Below are 16,289 nucleotides of genomic sequence, written 5' to 3'. Positions count from 1 at the left end.
CCTGCCGCCGGCCGCGGCGGCGGCGGTGGCGCGGGCCGCCTCCGCCCAGGGGCGCACCCGCTCGAAGTGCCGCCGCAGGTGCCCGGGGCCGGCCTCGAAGTCCTCCATGTAGAGGTGGCCGAGTTCCAGGGAGAGGTGGGACAGGGGCACCGCCTGGGTGCGTGGTTCGGCGGCCGTCTCGCGGAACACCGCTTCCGTCATGGCCGCCCCCAGTGGTCGTCGTCGGTGAGCCGTCGCGCGATCTCCTCCAGCGCCTCCAGTGTCTCCTTGTTGGCGATCTGTGTGGAGAGGACGTCCTCTTCGGTGATGAGCTGTTCGCGCCACTGCAGGATGGGTTCCAGGGGGACGACGCCGAGCACCACGCTGTCGCCGATGCGGTGTTCCGCGGCGAGCCGGCGCAGCGCCTCGTCGCAGGACTGCATCCAGGCCGCCTGGGCGGGCGTTCCCTGGGACCACAGCGGCGAGTCCGGATCGGGTACGGCGGCCCGGACGAAGCGGACGGCGCCCCGCAGCGCCTCCTCGTCGTGGCCGCGTTCGACGCCGCCCTTGATGATGCCGTGGTCCTTGTGGACGAGTCCGGCGGCGGCGATCACGTGCTGCCGGGTCCAGCGGTGGAAGACCAGCCAGCGGAACGGGACGTAGCGCATCCGGGGGTGGGCGGTCGCGGCGAGGGCCATGTCGACGGCGTAGCTGCGGCCGGCGCTGAGGTCGACGACGACCACGTCGAACTCGCCGTGCAGCCGCAGCAGGAGGTCGACGCACCGTTCGAGGGCGTCCTCGCCGATGGCGAACTCGCCGCCGCCGGCGTCGCCGGGGAGCAGCACCAGGCGGCCGGCCTGGTTCGGGCGGGCGCGCAGCTGGAGGTGCTCGGTCTGCCGCCAGACGTCGATCCTGGCCGGTTCGGTGACCGAGCCCTCCAGGTAGGAGTGCAGGCCGCGTTCCTCGGTGCCGCGCATCGCGCCGGGCACGTCGAAGACGGCGGCGGCGGTGGGCGAGCCGAAGTCGAAGTCGACGTAGGCCACGTGGTCGCCGGCGAGGGCACGCTGGTAGGCCAGGTTGGCGCTGGTCACCGAACGGCCGGTGCCCCCTTTGTCGGAGGCGGCGAAGACGAGCACGGCTCACACCTCCTGGGCGGCCGCGCCCCGGGCCTGGGCAAGGGTGTCGAGTTCCTGGAGCACGGGCAGGGCCAGGGCGAACGCGGTCGCGGGCCGGTCGTCGACCAGGCTCCGGGCGTGGTCCAGGCGGCTTTCTATGCTCCGCATGGCCCGGCCCCGGCTGCCGTCGGGACTCGCGGAGGCCTCCAGCTGTTCCTTGCCGAAGAGGTGGGTGGCCTCGCTGAGCAGGTCCCGGGCGAGCTGGGCGAGTTCGGGGCTGCGGATGGGCTGTTGTTCGTAGAGGTTGCGGGCGGCGACCAGGCACTCGGTGACGCGTTCGGTGATGCTCCAGGAGAGGCGCTTGCCGACGCGCGTGTCCGGGTAGACGGCCCCCGCGTGGTCCCAGAGGCCCGCTCCCTCGCCGTCCTCGATCCGCCGGTTCCACAGGTGCTCGAACGCCTGCTCGCCGAGGCGGAGCAGCCGGTCCTGCGCGTCGATGTTCCGGGAGAGCTCCGCGAGCTGGATGATCCGCTTGAGGAGCTGGGCCGAGAAGTCGGTCATCCGCCACTGCAGCGGGGAGCCGGACCGTTCGGAGCCGGCGAGCGGCATGGTGACGCCCGGGCTGTGCAGCTCGATGACCGGGTCGTTCCTGGTCATGCGGCTGGTGACGCGGCCGCGGTCGGCGAGGCGCTCCATGATGGCGACGGTGCGGGTGAGGTCGTCGTCGGTGGCCTTCCGGCGGACCAGGTCGTGGACCAGGATGGCCGCGACGGTCAGGGAGAAGTACTCCGACTCCAGCCGCAGTCCGGTGGTCTGCCAGGGCAGGTCCTCCAGGGGCCAGCGCTCGCTGCCGAACCGGGCGATGGCCGACCAGTACTGCTGGCTGAGCTCCCAGCGCAGGCGTAACGCCTCGGCGAGCTTCTGCTGGTCGGCGTCGAGCAGTCCCAGGGTGAGGGTGCGGTCGGAGAACAGGTCCTGGATGCCGTCCAGGGCGATGACGGTGAAGTACACGTACGGCAGCCGGTCGGCGATGCCGTCGGGCTGGCCGGGGACCTGGACGTCCAGGTCGGTGATGGTCGGCGCGTCCTTGACCACGCCCCAGGCCCAGCCGCACTCGAAGAGCTGGCTCTCGTCGCGGATGGACTCGTCGACCTGGATGCCGCGGCTGAGGCTCTCGATGATCGTGGCGCGCAGCGGGCGGAAGCGGCGGGAGAACTGCTGGAGGACGGCCCGGTCGGACTGTCTGTCCTGGCCGATGACCTGGATGAGCCGCTGTCCCTGTTCGGACTCGGCGTCGAAGACGTTGACGGTGAAGGAGCGCAGCAGGCTGATCATCGCGGCGGTCAGCCGGGTGTTGGTGGCCTCCCTCAGCTCGGCGAGGGCCTTGCGCACGTCGGGGCGGGTGGTGCTGGGCTCGTAGACCTTGAGGAATCCGAGCGTGGCCAGGCAGAGCGTGACGGACATGGAGTAGGAGTCGACCACGCCGAGCTGGTACTGCTCGTGGGTGAGTTTCTGCTGGGGTTCGGACGGCCTGAAGTAGTGTCCGCCGGCGAAGGTGGGGCTGTCGTCGGGGCCGGTGTGGCTGCGCATGAACTGGGAGAGCGCGGTGATCAGGTTGGGCGGGATCTCCAGCCGGCTGCCGACCCCCTCCAGCGCGCGCAGCACGTCCCGTTCGGTGGTGTCGGGCTGGTCGAGGCGGAACGCGGGGACCTCGGTGGCGGGGTAGAGCAGGCAGAGCAGCCGCTCGGCGTCGGCGACGCTGCTCAGCCCGTCGGTGTCCTCCCAGACGAGCTTCCCGTCGTCGAACGAATGGCGGGCCATGGCCCGCCAGATGTCCAGCATGTGCTGCCGCGGCTTGATCTGCATCCCCGCACCCCTCGTACAGATCTCGTTGCCCTGTGTTCAGACATGGTCCCCGTTCCTACGGGGTGGCAATCGCCGGATTCCGCCGCCCCAGGGCGAGAATCATTCCCTCGTGACCCGGCCGCACCATGTGGTCCATGTCGTGGATTTCCAGTTCGGCGGCGAAGGGTTCCAGGCTCTTCCGGATCCGGTCCGCGTTGACCCGGTAGGCGGGGTACCTGTGTGCGCCGACCTGGTATCCGAGGGATTCCTTCATGAACGCGGCGGCGAAGGGCGCCCCCTCGTTCAGCGCGTCCATGAAGCACTCCACTCCCCGCCGGAACTCGTCGGGGCACTCGGACATCGAGTCGGCGACGAAGAACATCGTGCCGATGTCCCAGCGCCGCTGTCCGTCGAGGTCCAGCAGGTTGGCGCGTTCCACCCGGACGATCTCGCCGAACCTGCTCCGCGGCTCGACGTCCCGGTAGGCGGGAGCCTCGCCCAGTACGTCCCAGAACGCGTCCCACGCCGTGTCGTACCCCCCGCCGGACGCCTGTTTCTCCAGGTATTCGACATTCGGAGTCGCGTATTCCAGAAGGAGGATCTTCTCGCACCAGGGCAGCATGGAAAGGGCCGGATAGAGATTCGCGCCGGCGCCCACGTCGACTCCCCGGACCGATGCCGGAACGCCCTGTGCGTAGCAGCGGCTGAAATAGTCGCGCATGAGCCGCACGATCAGCAGATCGACCTCGAGCGGGGTGCGGTAATTGAGGTCGACGTACACCTCCGGATCGAACTGCGACCATGGTGCGTCGGCGTTGCGATCCATCATCACCCTGCCAGGTTCCATTCGGTGTCGGACAAGACCGTGTGCCCAGCGCACGAGTCCCCGGTGGACGTCGGCGGACGAAGAAGCGGCTCCGGTGCTCGCACGGTAAGCCCGGTCGGCACGCGGAGACAGCCAGGAACACGCCAGTCCGCCGTGACCGGGCGCACATCAGGCGCACGCCAGCACAGTCCTGTCACACCTGAACTCGCCCTTGCAAGCGGCGAGTTGGACGCTCACTCTAGCCAGAAGCAGTCACCGGCCGCCACCGGGGTCCCCATTCCCTCCTTCGTGTGAACGGCGGCCACGGCTGCCGTGTTGACGTCTCACGTCCCGACTGGGGGTGGCATGACCGCCGAACCGCTTGAGCGCGCCCTGGACCACGAGAAGCGCCTCACCCGGCCGACACCTCCACCGGAACCACGGCCCCCGCTGCTGCGGCCGGCCCGGGAGTCCGACCTGCCCGAACTGCAGCGGCTCGACGAGGAGGTCTTCCGGGAGGTCGCCTATCCGGCGTTCCTGCTGCGGCAGCTCCACGACCTGTACGCCGGTCCCGCCGGTCACCTCCTCGTCCTCGACGACGGCGACGGCCGGCTGCGCGGCTACGTCCTGGCGGCCACCGCGGCGTTCCACCGGGACAGCTGGATACTCGGTCTGTGCGTGGCCGAGGACCGGCGCCGGCACGGCCTGGGCCGGGAGCTGATGGTGGAGGTCCTGGAGCGGCTGCGCCGGTGCGGGACCGAACGGGTCCGGCTGACCGTGGAGCCCGCCAACGACGCCGCGATCCTGCTCTACCGTTCCCTGGGCTTCCGTCCGGAGCCGCCCGACGGGGGGATGCGCCGGGACTACTTCGGTCCGGGTGAGGACCGCGAGGTGATGTGCCTGGTGCTGTGACGCGCCCCGTGCCGTCCCGGCGCCGCATCAGGACGGGGTGCGCGCCGCCGCCAGCAGGCGGGTCACGTCGTCCGAGCAGATGGTCAGGGCCGCGCCCACGGTGGCCAGGGCGTCGCGTTCGGCGGGGGTGTAGGGGCCGTCGGCGAGGGCGATACGGGCGCCCTGCAGCAGGATCGACTCGCGGCCCGGCGCGGCGAGGTGCGGGGCGAGGGGGTCCAGGGCCTCGTGCAGCTCGATCGCCAGGCCCGCCGTGCAGGGCTCCCCGGTGAAGCGTCCGGTGTCCGCCTCCAGCGCCTCGACGAGTGCGGCGAGCTGCTCCTCCGTGCAGTCGTCGAAGCCGGCGGCGCGCACCCCGGCCGCGGCCGTCTCCAGGGAGGCGCGCGAGCAGGTGCCGCCGGCGGCCAGCACCGCGAGGGCGACGGTGTGGACGGCGTCGCGGAGCATCGCGGAGAAGCGGGTGGTGGTGGGGTGGTCCAGGACGTCGGTGCCGAAGTGGCGGCGGCAGGCGGCGCATTCGACGACCGGCCCGGTCCCGCCGCGCGGCAGCACGGGCACGCCGAGGAGGGCGAAGCGGCGGTGTCCGGTCAGCCGCTGGTAGTTGCGGTCGCCGCCGCAGCCGGGGCAGAAGAACTCCCCGTCACCGACGGCCGTCCACGCGGTGCGGGTGCCCAGCAGGCGCGACAGTCTGGTGGCAGCGGCACGGCCGTTGGGTCCCCGTCCTGGCAGCACGTCGCACCTCCATAACCGCCACAGCGTCGTCGCCGCGCTTGCGTGATGTTAGCCACATCATGGAGGCGGAGTCAGTACCCAGGACGAGACCTTTCCGTGACCATCACAGATATATGGCCGGTATATGACGGGGCCCCGCCCGCCGGTCTCCGGCGAGCGGGGCCCCAAACCGCCGATTCGGCTGGTCAGCGCGATGCGCGGTTGACGGCCGAGACGACCGCCTTCAGTGAGGCCCGCGTGGTGTTCGCGTCGATTCCGATGCCCCACAGCACCTTGTCGCCGATCGCGCACTCGATGTAGGAGGCGGCCTGCGCGGAGGCGCCCTCGCTCATCGTGTGCTCCTGGTAGTCCAGCAGCCGTACGTCGATGCCGACGCCCTGCAGCGCGTGGAAGAACGCCGAGATCGGACCGTTGCCGCTGCCGACCAGGGTGGTCTCCGTGCCGTCGACCGTGGCCTCGACGGTGAGGGTGTCCACGCCGTCGCGGTCGGTGGTGGACTGGCCGTTGGCGACCTGGATGCGGCCCCAGGGGTTCTCCGGGTTGGGCAGGTACTCGTCCTGGAAGACGTCCCAGATGGCGGCCGGCGTGATCTCGCCGCCCTCGGCGTCCGTCTTCGCCTGGATGATCTTCGAGAACTCGATCTGCATCCGGCGCGGCAGGTCCAGCTTGTGGTCGTTCTTCAGGACGTACGCGATACCGCCCTTGCCGGACTGCGAGTTGACGCGGATGACGGCCTCGTAGGAGCGGCCGACGTCCTTGGGGTCGATCGGCAGGTACGGGACCGCCCACTCGATGTCGTCGACGGTGACGCCCTTGGCCTCGGCGTCGGCCTCCATGGCGTCGAAGCCCTTCTTGATGGCGTCCTGGTGGGAGCCGGAGAAGGACGTGTAGACCAGGTCGCCCACGTACGGGTGGCGCGGGTGGACCTCCATCTGGTTGCAGTACTCCCACGTGCGACGGATCTCGTCGATGTCGGAGAAGTCGATCTGCGGGTCGACGCCCTGGGAGAACAGGTTCATGCCCAGGGTGACCAGGTCGACGTTGCCGGTGCGCTCGCCCTGCCCGAACAGGCAGCCCTCGACGCGGTCGGCGCCGGCCATCAGCGCCAGCTCGGCCGCCGCCACCGCCGTACCGCGGTCGTTGTGCGGGTGGACCGACAGGCAGACGTACTCGCGGCGGGAGAGCTTGCGGCCCATCCACTCGAAGCGGTCGGCGTGCGTGGACGGGGTGGAGCGCTCGACGGTGGCGGGCAGGTTGAGGATGATCTCGCGGCCGGGACCGGGCTGGTAGGTGTCCATCACCGCCTCGCAGACCTCCAGCGCGAAGTCCAGCTCGGTGTCGGTGAAGATCTCCGGGCTGTACTGGTAGCCGAACTCCGTCTCCGGGCCCAGCAGCTTCTCGGCGTACTCCATCACCAGGCGGGTGCCGTCGACGGCGATCTGCTTGATGTCGTCCCTGGAGCCGCGGAAGACCACGCGGCGGAAGACGGGGGCGGTGGCGTTGTACAGGTGGACGGTGGCCCTCCTGGCGCCCTTCAGGGACTCCACCGTGCGCTCGATCAGGTCCTCGCGGGCCTGGGTCAGTACGGAGATGGTGACGTCGTCCGGGATGGCGTCCGGGTCCTCGATGATCGAGCGGACGAAGTCGAAGTCGGTCTGGCCGGAGGCCGGGAAGCCGACCTCGATCTCCTTGTAGCCCATCTTGACCAGCAGGTCGAACATGGCGCGCTTGCGGGCGGGCGACATGGGGTCGATCAGGGCCTGGTTGCCGTCGCGCAGGTCGGTGGAGAGCCAGCGGGGGGCGGTGGTGATCCGCTTGTCCGGCCAGGTGCGGTCGGGGATGTCGACCTGCTCGTAGCGGCCGTACTTGTGGATCGGCATGGGGCTGGGCTGCTGGCGGTTCGCCATGATGCGGGGGCTCCTCGGTGTGTCCTGGTGGACGGCCGACGGCGCACGCCGAACTCCGCGGGGAGGGGGTCGGCCTCTACTGCAGACCCTCACCGCGGCAGCTAAGGAGAAGCAGCCCGAAACGCATGATGCGGAGCATGCTAGCCGAGCTTCCCCTGGCGCGGGCCTCGTGTATCAGTATGCGGGACCGCCGCACTCGAAAGGAGTGCGGGGAACTGCGCAATGGGTCACAAAACACCCACCCGGATAACACACCGCCACCGACAAGGCGGCGGATTAACGACATTTCATCCGATCAATGTCGCTGCTAGTGACAGGATGTCGACACAGTGCGATGGTTCCGGACATGACCAAGAACGGGGGCTTCGAGCCCGTCTTCTGCACGATCATCCCGCCGCACGTCCTCGACCGGCTCGCGCAGGCCGAGGACCCCCTGCTCCACGGTCCCGCGCGCCGCACCATCCGGCGCGACGCCTACGAGCGCACCCAGCGCCACCTGACCACGGTCGCCGGCGCCCCGGCCGTCGCCCTGCTCGGCGAGGCCGAGCCCGGCAAGCCGCAGCGCACCGTGTACGACGCCCGGCACGGCACCGACCTGCCGGGGACGAAGGTGCGCGGCGAGGGCGACGAGCCCGGCCAGGACGCCACCGTCAACCGCGCCTACGCCGGTCTCGGCGCCACGTTCGAGCTGTTCCTGAAGGCGTACGCCCGCGACTCCATCGACGGCAACGGGCTGCCGATGGACGCGACCGTGCACTACGACGAGGAGTACAACAACGCCTTCTGGAACGGCGAGCAGATGGTGTTCGGCGACGGGGACGGCGAGATCTTCCTCGACTTCACCATCCCCGTCGACGTCATCGGCCACGAACTCGCCCACGGCGTCACGCAGTACACCGCGAACCTGACCTACTTCGGCCAGCCGGGCGCGCTCAACGAGTCGGTGTCGGACGTCTTCGGCGCGCTCATCAAGCAGTACACGCTCGGCCAGACCGCCGACGAGGCCGACTGGCTGATCGGGGCCGGGCTGCTCGCCCCGCGCGTCACGGGCAAGGCGCTGCGCTCCATGAAGGAGCCGGGCACGGCGTACGACGACGACGTCCTCGGCAAGGACCCGCAGCCCGCGACGATGGACGACTACGTCCGCACCGGCCGGGACAACGGCGGGGTGCACATCAACTCGGGCATCCCGAACCACGCCTTCTACCTGGCGGCCACCACCCTCGGCGGGCACGCCTGGGAGCGGGCGGGGCAGGTCTGGTACGACGTGCTGACCGGCGGGGAGCTGGAGCAGGACGCGAAGTTCACGGACTTCGCGACGCTGACGGTGAAGGCGGCGCGCGCCCGGTACGGGGAGGGCGAGGAACTCCAGGCGGTGTCGAAGGCATGGGAGCGGGTGGGGGTGCGGACGCTGTAGTTCCGTACTAGACACGGACCCATGCGTATTCAGGTGCGGCGTACGGGCGGGTTCGCGGGGATCGAGCGGCGGGCCGAGGTGGACACCTCGGGCCGGGCCGACGCCCACGAGTGGCACGCCCTGGCCGAGCGGGTCATGGCCACCGGCCGGGCCACGCCCCCGGCCGGGGTGCCGGACGGTTTCGGCTACCGGATCACGGTGGACGGGAGGTCGGTGTACTGCGCGGACCCCCGGCTGACGGACGAGCAGCGGGAGCTGATCAGGAGGGTGCTGAAGGAGGGTGCGTAACTTGCTTGTGCCGCACGGGCGTTGACTTGGTCCGGCTCGGGTACGGATGATCCGGGCCATGGCGACGACGAACCCGATCCCCCGTTTCCCGGCCGGTTTCCTGTGGGGCGTGTCGACCTCCGCGCACCAGATCGAGGGGGCGGCGGACACGCGCGAGCCGTCCGTGTGGGACGTGTTCTCGGCCGAACCGGGGCGGGTGCGGGACGGCTCGACGGCGGCGGTGGCCTGCGACCACGTCCACCGCCATCGCGAGGACGTGGCGCTGCTGGCCGGCCTGGGCGTGGACGCGTACCGCTTCTCGGTCTCCTGGCCGAGGGTACGGGCGCGGGGCGGCCTGGACTTCTACGACCGGCTGGTCGACGAGCTGTGCGCGGCGGGCGTACGGCCGGTGCCGACGCTGTTCCACTGGGACCTGCCGGCCGATCTGGACTGGCTGGAGCGCGGTACGGCACAGCGGTTCGCGGAGTACGTGGCGGAGGTCGCCGGACGGCTGGGCGACCGGGTGACGAAGTGGATCACCCTCAACGAACCCGCTGAACACACCCTGCTGGGGCACGCGCTGGGCGTGCACGCCCCCGGCCGGAAACTGCTGTTCGACGCGCTTCCCGTGGCCCACCACCAGCTCCTCGCACACGGACTCGCGGTACGGGCGCTGCGTGCGTCGGGGGCCGACGACATCGGGATCGCGAACTCCCACGGCCCGACCTGGCCCGCCTCCGAGGACGAGGCGGACGTGGCGGCGGCCGACTTCCACGACCTGCTCCTGAACCGCCTCTTCGCCGACCCGCTGCTCCTCGGCCGCTACCCGGAGGGGATCGGCGAGCTGATGCCGGGCGACGTCGAGGCGGACCTGAAGGTCATCGCGGAGCCGCTGGACTGGTACGGGGTCAACTACTACGCGCCGACGAGCGTGGGCGCCCCGCAGGGCACGGAGATCGACTTCGGCGGGGTCCGGATGCCGGCCGAACTCCCCTTCTCGGTGAGGGAGATCGAGGGGTACCCGGTGACGGACTTCGGCTGGCCGGTGGTCCCCGGGGCCCTGACGGAACTCCTCACCACCTTCCACGCCCGGTACGGCGACCGCCTCCCGCCGGTGGTCGTCACCGAGAACGGCTGCGCGTACGACGGCCTGGACGACCGGGACCGCATCACCTACCTCGACGGCCACGTCCGCGCACTGCACCGGGCGGTGGAGGCGGGCGTGGACGTACGCGGCTACTTCGTGTGGTCCCTGATGGACAACTTCGAGTGGGCGGAGGGCTACGCCCGCCGCTTCGGCCTGGTCCACGTCGACTTCGACACGCTGGAACGGACCCCGAAGGCGTCGTACGCCTGGTACAGGGAGCTGCTGCGCGAGCAGCGCCGCCGCTGATCAGGCCGCATCGGTATGCGGCCACCGCCGCGCGGCCGGGGTGCCGAGGGGCACCTCGATCCGCTGCCGACGCCCGCCCCCGTCAGAAGCCCAGGCGCCGCAACTGCTTCGGGTCGCGCTGCCAGTCCTTGGCGACCTTCACGTGCAGGTCCAGGCCCTACCGACATGCGGCCACCGCCGCGCGACGGGCGTTCCCCGGGGAGCCACTGCGCGAGCAGCACCGCCGCTGATCAGAAGCCCAGGCGCCGCAACTGCTTCGGGTCGCGCTGCCAGTCCTTGGCGACCTTCACGTGCAGGTCCAGGAACACGGGTGTTCCGAGGAGTGCCTCGATCTGTTTGCGGGACTTGATGCCGACGTCCTTCAGGCGCTTGCCCTTGGGGCCGATGACGATGCCCTTCTGGCTGGGGCGCTCGATGAAGAGGTTGGCGTGGATGTCGAGGAGGGGCTTGTCGGCGGGGCGGTCCTCGCGCGGGAGCATCTCCTCGACGACCACGGCGATGGAGTGCGGGAGCTCGTCGCGGACGCCCTCCAGGGCCGCCTCGCGGATCAGTTCCGCGACCATGACCTGCTCGGGTTCGTCGGTGAGGTCGCCCTCGGGGTAGAGGGCGGGGCCCTCCGGCATCAGGGGGATCAGGAGGTCGGCCAGCAGGTCGACCTGCTTGTTCGCGGTCGCCGAGACCGGGACGATCTCCGCCCAGGTGATGCCCAGCTCCCGGCCGAGCTGGTCGACGGCGATGAGCTGCTCGGCCAGCGCCTTGCCGTCCACCAGGTCGGTCTTGGTGACGATCGCGATCTTCGGGGTCTTCTTGATCCCGGCCAGTTCCTTGGCGATGAAACGGTCGCCGGGGCCGATCTTCTGGTCGGCGGGGATGCAGAAGCCGATCGCGTCGACCTCGGCCCAGGTGGTGCGGACCACGTCGTTCAGCCGCTCGCCGAGCAGGGTGCGCGGCTTGTGCAGTCCGGGGGTGTCCACCAGGATGAGCTGCGCGTCCTCGCGGTGCACGATCCCGCGCACGGTGTGCCGGGTGGTCTGCGGCCGGTTCGAGGTGATCGCCACCTTCTGCCCGACCAGAGCGTTCGTGAGGGTGGACTTGCCCGCGTTGGGGCGGCCCACGAAGCAGGCGAAGCCGGCCCGGTGGACAGCTTCGGCGGGCTGCTCGGATGACTGGGTACGAACACTCATGCCGCCCATTCTCCCTGATGCGGGAGACCCCGCCGCACCACCGTCCGGGACGGGGCCGGACCGGGCACCCGTGAGGGCCCGGTCCGGACGCCCGTCCGGCGGGGTCAGTCGAAGACGAACGGGCCCGGCGTCTGCGGTGCGGTCGCCGTGCAGGTGATGGTGATGAAGCCGAACGCCGTCACCCTCAGCGTGCCGCCGTACGCCTCCAGGCTGTCGCCCGGGGCCACGGTCCCGGTGAGCGGGCCGACCTCGAGCGCGTCGCCGGTCGCCATGGCCGGGTTCTCGGTGCCGCTGAAGACGACCGTGCCGCCGCCGGCCTTCACCAGGGTGAGCCTCGAGACCAGGGAGTCCTGGCCGATCGCGAGGGGCGCGGTCACCGCGGAGGTGGTGATGGTGACGGTGGCGGACGTGCCGTTCTGGGTGGCCGTGAGGGTGGCGTCGCCGCCGCCCCAGCTTCCGCAGTCGGCGTCGACGGTCGCCGACCCGGGGGCGACGGCGGCGGCGGTGGGGGCGAAGGCCAGGCCGCAGACGGCGAGAGCGCCGGCCGCCAGGGACACACCTGTTCCGAATCGCTTGCCTCTCATGGGATTCCGGTCCCTTTCCGTGGGGGGAACTGCTCGGCAGCGTGGGTCCGGACCCGCCGCGATCACGCCGGCTGACGTGCCGTCAGTGCCGACGGGTTCCATTGATGCGCGGGAGGCAGTGCGCGACAAGGTGGGATTCCGGCCTACTTACCGCCGGTAACAGACGGGTGCCCTCCGCGGTCTCAGCCCGCGGTGACCGTCTCCCGGACCGTGCCGTCCGTACCGGCCACCAGGACCGGGGTCGAGGGGCCGCCGAGGTCCCGTACGGCCGCGCGGTCCTCGGCCGACGCCGACTCCGCCTCCGTCACCACGGCCGCCGCCTCCAGCGACTTCGCACCGGACGCCACGGCCATCGCCACCGCCGTCTGCAGGGCGCTGAGCTTCAGGGAGTCCAGGGCCACGGTCCCGGCGACATACGTCCGGCCGGTCTCGTCGCGTACGGCGGCCCCCTCGGGCACACCGTTGCGGGCCCGCGCGGAGCGGGCCAGGGTGACGATCTTGCGGTCCTCGGGGTCGAGCGCGCTGCTGTCGGTCATGATCCGAGCATAGAGGGGGCTCAGGCCCGGTCGAGACGGAGGCGGGCGGCGCGCGGCAGACCGGCCACCACCAGGTCGTACGAGTCCTCGACCAGCTCCCGGACCAGCCGGTCCGGGAGGGTGCCGTCCACCGTCACCGTGTTCCAGTGGCGCTTGCTCATGTGCCAGCCCGGGACGATCAGGTCTGGGTGCTCGGCGCGGAGCCGGATCGCGTCGTCCGGGTCGCACTTGAGGTTGACCTTGAGCGGCCGCGCCTCCAGGTCGGTCAGGGCGAAGATCTTGCCCTGGACCTTGAAGACGGAGGTCTCCGGGTTGAAGGGGAACTCCTCCACCGCCGCGTTGAAGGACAGGCACAGGGCGCGCAGCCGCTGCGGGGTCACTCCGGCTTCTCCTCCTCGTCGGCCGGCGGATCCGCCGGCTCCGCGGGGGCCACCGGCTCCACCAGCACCGTCACGATCTTGTTCCGGCGGCCGGCCGCCGCCTCGGCCGTCAGCCGCAGCTCGCGGGCGTCGGGGAGCGCGACCAGGGACGAGGCGCCCGCGATCGGCACCCGGCCGAGGTGCTTGGCGAGCAGCCCGCCGACGGTCTCCACGTCCTCGTCGTCGAACTCCTCCAGGCCGTACAGCTCGCCCAGGTCGCCGATGTCGAGGCGGGCGGTGACCCGGTAGCGGTCCTCGCCCAGCTCCTCCACGGGCGGCAGCTCACGGTCGTACTCGTCGGTGATCTCGCCGACGATCTCCTCGAGGATGTCCTCGATGGTGACGATGCCGGCGGTGCCGCCGTACTCGTCGACGGCGACGGCGACGTGGTTGCGTTCCTTCTGCATCTCGCGCAGCAGGTCGCCGGCGTTCTTGGTGTCGGGCACGAAGAACGCGGGCCGCATCGCCGTGGACACCAGTTCGCTCTCGGCGTCCCGGCTGATGTGCGTCTTGCGGGCCAGGTCCTTGAGGTAGACGATCCCGACGATGTCGTCCTCGCTCTCACCGGTCACCGGGATGCGGGAGAAACCGGAGCGCAGGGCGAGGGTGAGGGCCTGGCGGATGGTCTTGTACCGCTCGATCACCACGAGGTCGGTGCGCGGCACCATCACCTCGCGCACGAGCGTGTCGCCCAGTTCGAAGACCGAGTGCACCATGCGGCGCTCCTCGTCCTCGATCAGCGACTCCGCCTCCGCGAGGTCCACCATCGCGCGCAGCTCCGCCTCGGAGGCGAACGGTCCGCGCCGGAAGCCCTTGCCGGGGGTGAGCGCGTTGCCGATGAGGATCAGCAGGTTCGGGATCGGCCCCATGACCCGCGCGAGCGGCACCAGGACGTACGCGGCGGCCGTGGCGGTGTTCAGCGGGTGCTGGCGGCCGATGGTGCGCGGGGACACCCCGACGGCGACGTACGACACGAGGACCATGATCGCGATGGCGATCAGCAGTGCCTCGGCGGTCCCGTCGAACTCGCGCAGGCAGCCGTAGGTGATCAGGGAGGCGGCGGCCATCTCGCAGGTGACGCGGACCAGCAGCGCCACGTTGAGGTAGCGGGTGGGGTCGTCGGCGATCTGCGCGAGCTTGGCGCCGCCCCGGCGGCCGGAGCGCACGGCCTCCTCGGCGCGGAAGCTGGAGACGCGCGCGATGCCGGCCTCCGCGGAGGCGGCCAGCCAGGCGACGACGACCAGGGCGATCGCGCCGAGGACGAGTGTCGGACTCATGACACGGTCGGGGCCGGGGACGGGCCGGTGAGGCCCTTCTCCGCGCGCCAGCCGTCCACGATGGCGGCCTGCAGGCCGAACATCTCGGCCTTCTCGTCCGGTTCCTCGTGGTCGTAGCCCAGCAGGTGCAGCACACCGTGGACGGTGAGCAGTTGGAGCTCCTCGTCCATGGTGTGCCGCGTCTCCGCTTCCTGCCCCTGCCTGGTGGCGACCTCGGGGCAGAGCACGATGTCGCCGAGCAGCCCCTGCGGGGGCTCGTCGTCGTCCTTGGACGGGGGCCGCAGCTCGTCCATCGGGAACGACATGACGTCCGTCGGGCCGGGCAGGTCCATCCACTGGATGTGCAGCTGCTCCATGGCGCCGGCGTCCACGACGATCACCGAGAGTTCGGAGAGCGGGTGGATACGCATCCGCGCGAGCGCGTAGCGGGCGATGTCGAGGATCGCCTGCTCGTCGACCTCGGTTCCGGACTCGTTGTTGACGTCGATCGACATCTGGTGCTCGGTCTACTTCCCCTTGTGCCCGGACTTGCCCCGGCCGCCCTTGTGGGTGCCGTTCTGGGTGCCGTGCTGGCTGTCGTACTGCTCGTACGCGTCGACGATACGGCCCACCAGCTTGTGCCGGACGACATCGTGGGACGACAGCCGGGAGAAGTGGACGTCGTCCAGGCCCTCCAGGATGTCCTGCACCTGTCGCAGGCCGGACTTGGTGCCGTCCGGCAGGTCGACCTGCGTGACGTCACCCGTGATCACTATCTTCGAGTCGAACCCGAGGCGGGTGAGGAACATCTTCATCTGCTCGGGGCTGGTGTTCTGGGCCTCGTCGAGAATGATGAACGCGTCGTTGAGCGTGCGTCCGCGCATGTACGCGAGCGGCGCGACCTCGATCGTGCCCGCCGCCATCAGCCGGGGGATCGAGTCGGGGTCGAGCATGTCGTGCAGCGCGTCGTAGAGCGGGCGCAGGTACGGGTCGATCTTCTCGTAGAGCGTGCCCGGCAGGAATCCGAGCCGCTCGCCGGCCTCGACCGCGGGGCGGGTCAGGATGATGCGGTTGACCTGCTTGGACTGCAGGGCCTGCACCGCCTTGGCCATGGCGAGGTACGTCTTGCCGGTACCGGCCGGGCCGATGCCGAAGACGATGGTGTGCTTGTCGATCGCGTCGACGTAGCGCTTCTGGTTGAGCGTCTTGGGGCGGATCGTGCGGCCGCGCGAGGACAGGATGTTCTGCGTGAGCACCTGGGCCGGGGTCTCCTGGCCGTCGCTCTCCCCGTTGTCGCTCGCCTTGAGCATGGCGATCGAGCGTTCCACTGCGTCCTCCGTCATCGGCTGCCCGGTGCGGAGCACCAGCATCATCTCGTCGAACACGCGCGAAATGAGGGCGACCTCGTTCGCGTCGCCGACCGCGCTGATCTCGTTGCCCCGGACGTGGATGTCGGCCCCCGGGAAGGCCTTCTCGATCACGCGCAGGAGGGAGTCCCCGGACCCCAGCACGGTCACCATGGGGTGCTGGGCGGGGACGGTGAGCTGCACTCTCGCCTGCCCCTGCGCGGGGGTGTGAGCTGTGGGTGTCTGAGTCATGGGCCGGCTCTGAAGGCCTGCGGATCCTCCTAGTCACGGCCGCCTGGCTGAGGGCGGCCTCGCGATTCCCAGGGTACGACGGAGGGGTGACAACCCCGTAGGCCTTTTAACGGACCGAGCCGGGACCGCGCCCCGAGCCCATGCCCCATCGAGCCGGGGCGCCCCCGGGCCCGTGGCCCACTTCCCAGCCGACCGAGCCGGGTGGTGGGTGGGCGCAGGCCGGGGGTCCGGGGGGTGGGAGCCCCCTGGCGGGGGTGTGGGGGCGGGGCCCCCGCAGCGGGGCGGGGGGCCGAGCCCCGGCAGCGGGGGTGCGGGGGCGGACCCCCGGCGACGAAAGTGCGGG

General features: G+C 70.8%; 16 protein-coding genes and 1 pseudogene. 4 read left to right on the top strand and 13 right to left on the bottom strand.

The features are described from left to right. From B7767_RS14420 to B7767_RS14405, 4 genes and pseudogenes are all read right to left on the bottom strand, one after another. Positions 1-201: pseudogene (locus tag B7767_RS14420) on the bottom strand (hypothetical protein); the annotation flags it as partial. Further along, on the bottom strand, positions 198-1,115 hold the full coding sequence (locus tag B7767_RS14415) for an SCO2523 family variant P-loop protein (protein WP_085572539.1): 918 nt from the start codon (positions 1,113-1,115) through the stop codon (positions 198-200). The gene B7767_RS14415 and the pseudogene B7767_RS14420, both read right to left, overlap by 4 nt. Before the next feature lie 3 nt (positions 1,116-1,118). Next, positions 1,119-2,960, bottom strand: a complete 1,842-nt coding sequence (locus tag B7767_RS14410; RefSeq protein WP_085572538.1) for an SCO2524 family protein — start codon at positions 2,958-2,960, stop codon at positions 1,119-1,121. Between the two features lie 55 nt (positions 2,961-3,015). Further along, positions 3,016-3,768 (bottom strand): SCO2525 family SAM-dependent methyltransferase, encoded by a 753-nt coding sequence (locus B7767_RS14405; protein WP_085572537.1) that lies wholly within the window; start codon positions 3,766-3,768, stop codon positions 3,016-3,018. Positions 3,769-4,110: 342 nt separating this feature from the next. Between B7767_RS14405 and B7767_RS14400 the strand changes: the two genes are divergently transcribed. After that, positions 4,111-4,656, top strand: coding sequence for a GNAT family N-acetyltransferase (locus tag B7767_RS14400; protein WP_085572536.1), 546 nt, complete (start codon positions 4,111-4,113; stop codon positions 4,654-4,656). 27 nt (positions 4,657-4,683) lie between these two features. Here the strand turns inward: B7767_RS14400 and B7767_RS14395 are convergent, their stop codons facing one another. Together B7767_RS14395 and leuA are read right to left on the bottom strand one after the other, a co-directional pair. After that, complete coding sequence (locus tag B7767_RS14395) at positions 4,684-5,385, bottom strand: TerB family tellurite resistance protein (protein ID WP_085572535.1); 702 nt, start codon at positions 5,383-5,385, stop codon at positions 4,684-4,686. 185 nt (positions 5,386-5,570) lie between these two features. Beyond that, a complete protein-coding gene (gene leuA, locus B7767_RS14390) occupies positions 5,571-7,292 on the bottom strand; it encodes a 2-isopropylmalate synthase (protein ID WP_085572534.1) in 1,722 nt (573 codons plus the stop codon). Positions 7,293-7,638: 346 nt separating this feature from the next. Between leuA and B7767_RS14385 the strand changes: the two genes are divergently transcribed. From B7767_RS14385 to B7767_RS14375, 3 genes are read left to right on the top strand one after another with little or no spacing between them, the layout of a single operon-like run. Continuing rightward, positions 7,639-8,709 (top strand): M4 family metallopeptidase, encoded by a 1,071-nt coding sequence (locus B7767_RS14385; RefSeq protein ID WP_085572540.1) that lies wholly within the window; start codon positions 7,639-7,641, stop codon positions 8,707-8,709. Positions 8,710-8,730: 21 nt separating this feature from the next. Next, positions 8,731-8,997 carry a protealysin inhibitor emfourin gene (locus B7767_RS14380; RefSeq protein WP_085572533.1) on the top strand — a complete coding sequence of 89 codons (267 nt, stop codon included), beginning with the start codon at positions 8,731-8,733 and terminating at the stop codon, positions 8,995-8,997. A gap of 58 nt (positions 8,998-9,055) precedes the next feature. Then, the gene (locus B7767_RS14375) at positions 9,056-10,369 is read left to right on the top strand and encodes a GH1 family beta-glucosidase (RefSeq protein ID WP_085572532.1); all 1,314 of its coding nucleotides are present in this window, start codon (positions 9,056-9,058) and stop codon (positions 10,367-10,369) included. A gap of 230 nt (positions 10,370-10,599) precedes the next feature. Here the strand turns inward: B7767_RS14375 and era are convergent, their stop codons facing one another. The 7 genes from era to B7767_RS14340 all read right to left on the bottom strand — a co-directional run bounded on the left by era (position 10,600) and on the right by B7767_RS14340 (position 15,946). After that, the gene (gene era / locus B7767_RS14370; RefSeq protein ID WP_085572531.1) at positions 10,600-11,553 is read right to left on the bottom strand and encodes a GTPase Era; all 954 of its coding nucleotides are present in this window, start codon (positions 11,551-11,553) and stop codon (positions 10,600-10,602) included. A 104-nt stretch (positions 11,554-11,657) separates the two neighbouring features. Beyond that, positions 11,658-12,137: a hypothetical protein gene (locus B7767_RS14365; protein WP_085572530.1), complete on the bottom strand. Its 480-nt coding sequence runs from the start codon at positions 12,135-12,137 to the stop codon at positions 11,658-11,660. A 182-nt stretch (positions 12,138-12,319) separates the two neighbouring features. Then, positions 12,320-12,673, bottom strand: a complete 354-nt coding sequence (locus B7767_RS14360; RefSeq protein ID WP_085572529.1) for a cytidine deaminase — start codon at positions 12,671-12,673, stop codon at positions 12,320-12,322. A gap of 20 nt (positions 12,674-12,693) precedes the next feature. Beyond that, complete coding sequence (locus tag B7767_RS14355; protein WP_085572528.1) at positions 12,694-13,053, bottom strand: MmcQ/YjbR family DNA-binding protein; 360 nt, start codon at positions 13,051-13,053, stop codon at positions 12,694-12,696. Then, positions 13,050-14,369 (bottom strand): hemolysin family protein, encoded by a 1,320-nt coding sequence (locus B7767_RS14350; RefSeq protein WP_085572527.1) that lies wholly within the window; start codon positions 14,367-14,369, stop codon positions 13,050-13,052. Before B7767_RS14350 ends, B7767_RS14355 begins: the two co-directional genes overlap by 4 nt. Further along, positions 14,366-14,863 (bottom strand): rRNA maturation RNase YbeY, encoded by a 498-nt coding sequence (gene ybeY, locus B7767_RS14345; RefSeq protein WP_073931956.1) that lies wholly within the window; start codon positions 14,861-14,863, stop codon positions 14,366-14,368. The genes B7767_RS14350 and ybeY overlap by 4 nt, the downstream gene beginning before the upstream one ends. A 12-nt stretch (positions 14,864-14,875) precedes the next feature. Then, the gene (locus tag B7767_RS14340) at positions 14,876-15,946 is read right to left on the bottom strand and encodes a PhoH family protein (protein ID WP_085572526.1); all 1,071 of its coding nucleotides are present in this window, start codon (positions 15,944-15,946) and stop codon (positions 14,876-14,878) included. Positions 15,947-16,289: the final 343 nt, after the last annotated feature.

The sequence above is a fragment of the Streptomyces sp. 13-12-16 genome (assembly GCF_002114215.1).
In the GTDB taxonomy this organism is placed as follows: domain Bacteria; phylum Actinomycetota; class Actinomycetes; order Streptomycetales; family Streptomycetaceae; genus Streptomyces.
The sequence above is the reverse complement of the archived record's forward strand: the minus strand, read 5'-3'. Positions and strand labels throughout refer to the sequence as shown.

Bases quoted from the DNA above. Each gene is read 5' to 3' on its own strand.
- B7767_RS14350 (WP_085572527.1), bottom strand. From the start codon at position 14,369: ATGAGTCCGACACTCGTCCTCGGCGCGATCGCCCTGGTCGTCGTCGCC.
- B7767_RS14380 (WP_085572533.1), top strand. From the start codon at position 8,731: ATGCGTATTCAGGTGCGGCGTACGGGCGGGTTCGCGGGGATCGAGCGG.
- B7767_RS14400 (WP_085572536.1), top strand. From the start codon at position 4,111: ATGACCGCCGAACCGCTTGAGCGCGCCCTGGACCACGAGAAGCGCCTC.
- ybeY (WP_073931956.1), bottom strand. From the start codon at position 14,863: ATGTCGATCGACGTCAACAACGAGTCCGGAACCGAGGTCGACGAGCAG.
- B7767_RS14360 (WP_085572529.1), bottom strand. From the start codon at position 12,673: ATGACCGACAGCAGCGCGCTCGACCCCGAGGACCGCAAGATCGTCACC.
- era (WP_085572531.1), bottom strand. From the start codon at position 11,553: ATGAGTGTTCGTACCCAGTCATCCGAGCAGCCCGCCGAAGCTGTCCAC.
- B7767_RS14340 (WP_085572526.1), bottom strand. From the start codon at position 15,946: ATGACTCAGACACCCACAGCTCACACCCCCGCGCAGGGGCAGGCGAGA.
- B7767_RS14375 (WP_085572532.1), top strand. From the start codon at position 9,056: ATGGCGACGACGAACCCGATCCCCCGTTTCCCGGCCGGTTTCCTGTGG.
- B7767_RS14365 (WP_085572530.1), bottom strand. From the start codon at position 12,137: ATGAGAGGCAAGCGATTCGGAACAGGTGTGTCCCTGGCGGCCGGCGCT.
- B7767_RS14385 (WP_085572540.1), top strand. From the start codon at position 7,639: ATGACCAAGAACGGGGGCTTCGAGCCCGTCTTCTGCACGATCATCCCG.
- B7767_RS14405 (WP_085572537.1), bottom strand. From the start codon at position 3,768: ATGATGGATCGCAACGCCGACGCACCATGGTCGCAGTTCGATCCGGAG.
- leuA (WP_085572534.1), bottom strand. From the start codon at position 7,292: ATGGCGAACCGCCAGCAGCCCAGCCCCATGCCGATCCACAAGTACGGC.
- B7767_RS14410 (WP_085572538.1), bottom strand. From the start codon at position 2,960: ATGCAGATCAAGCCGCGGCAGCACATGCTGGACATCTGGCGGGCCATG.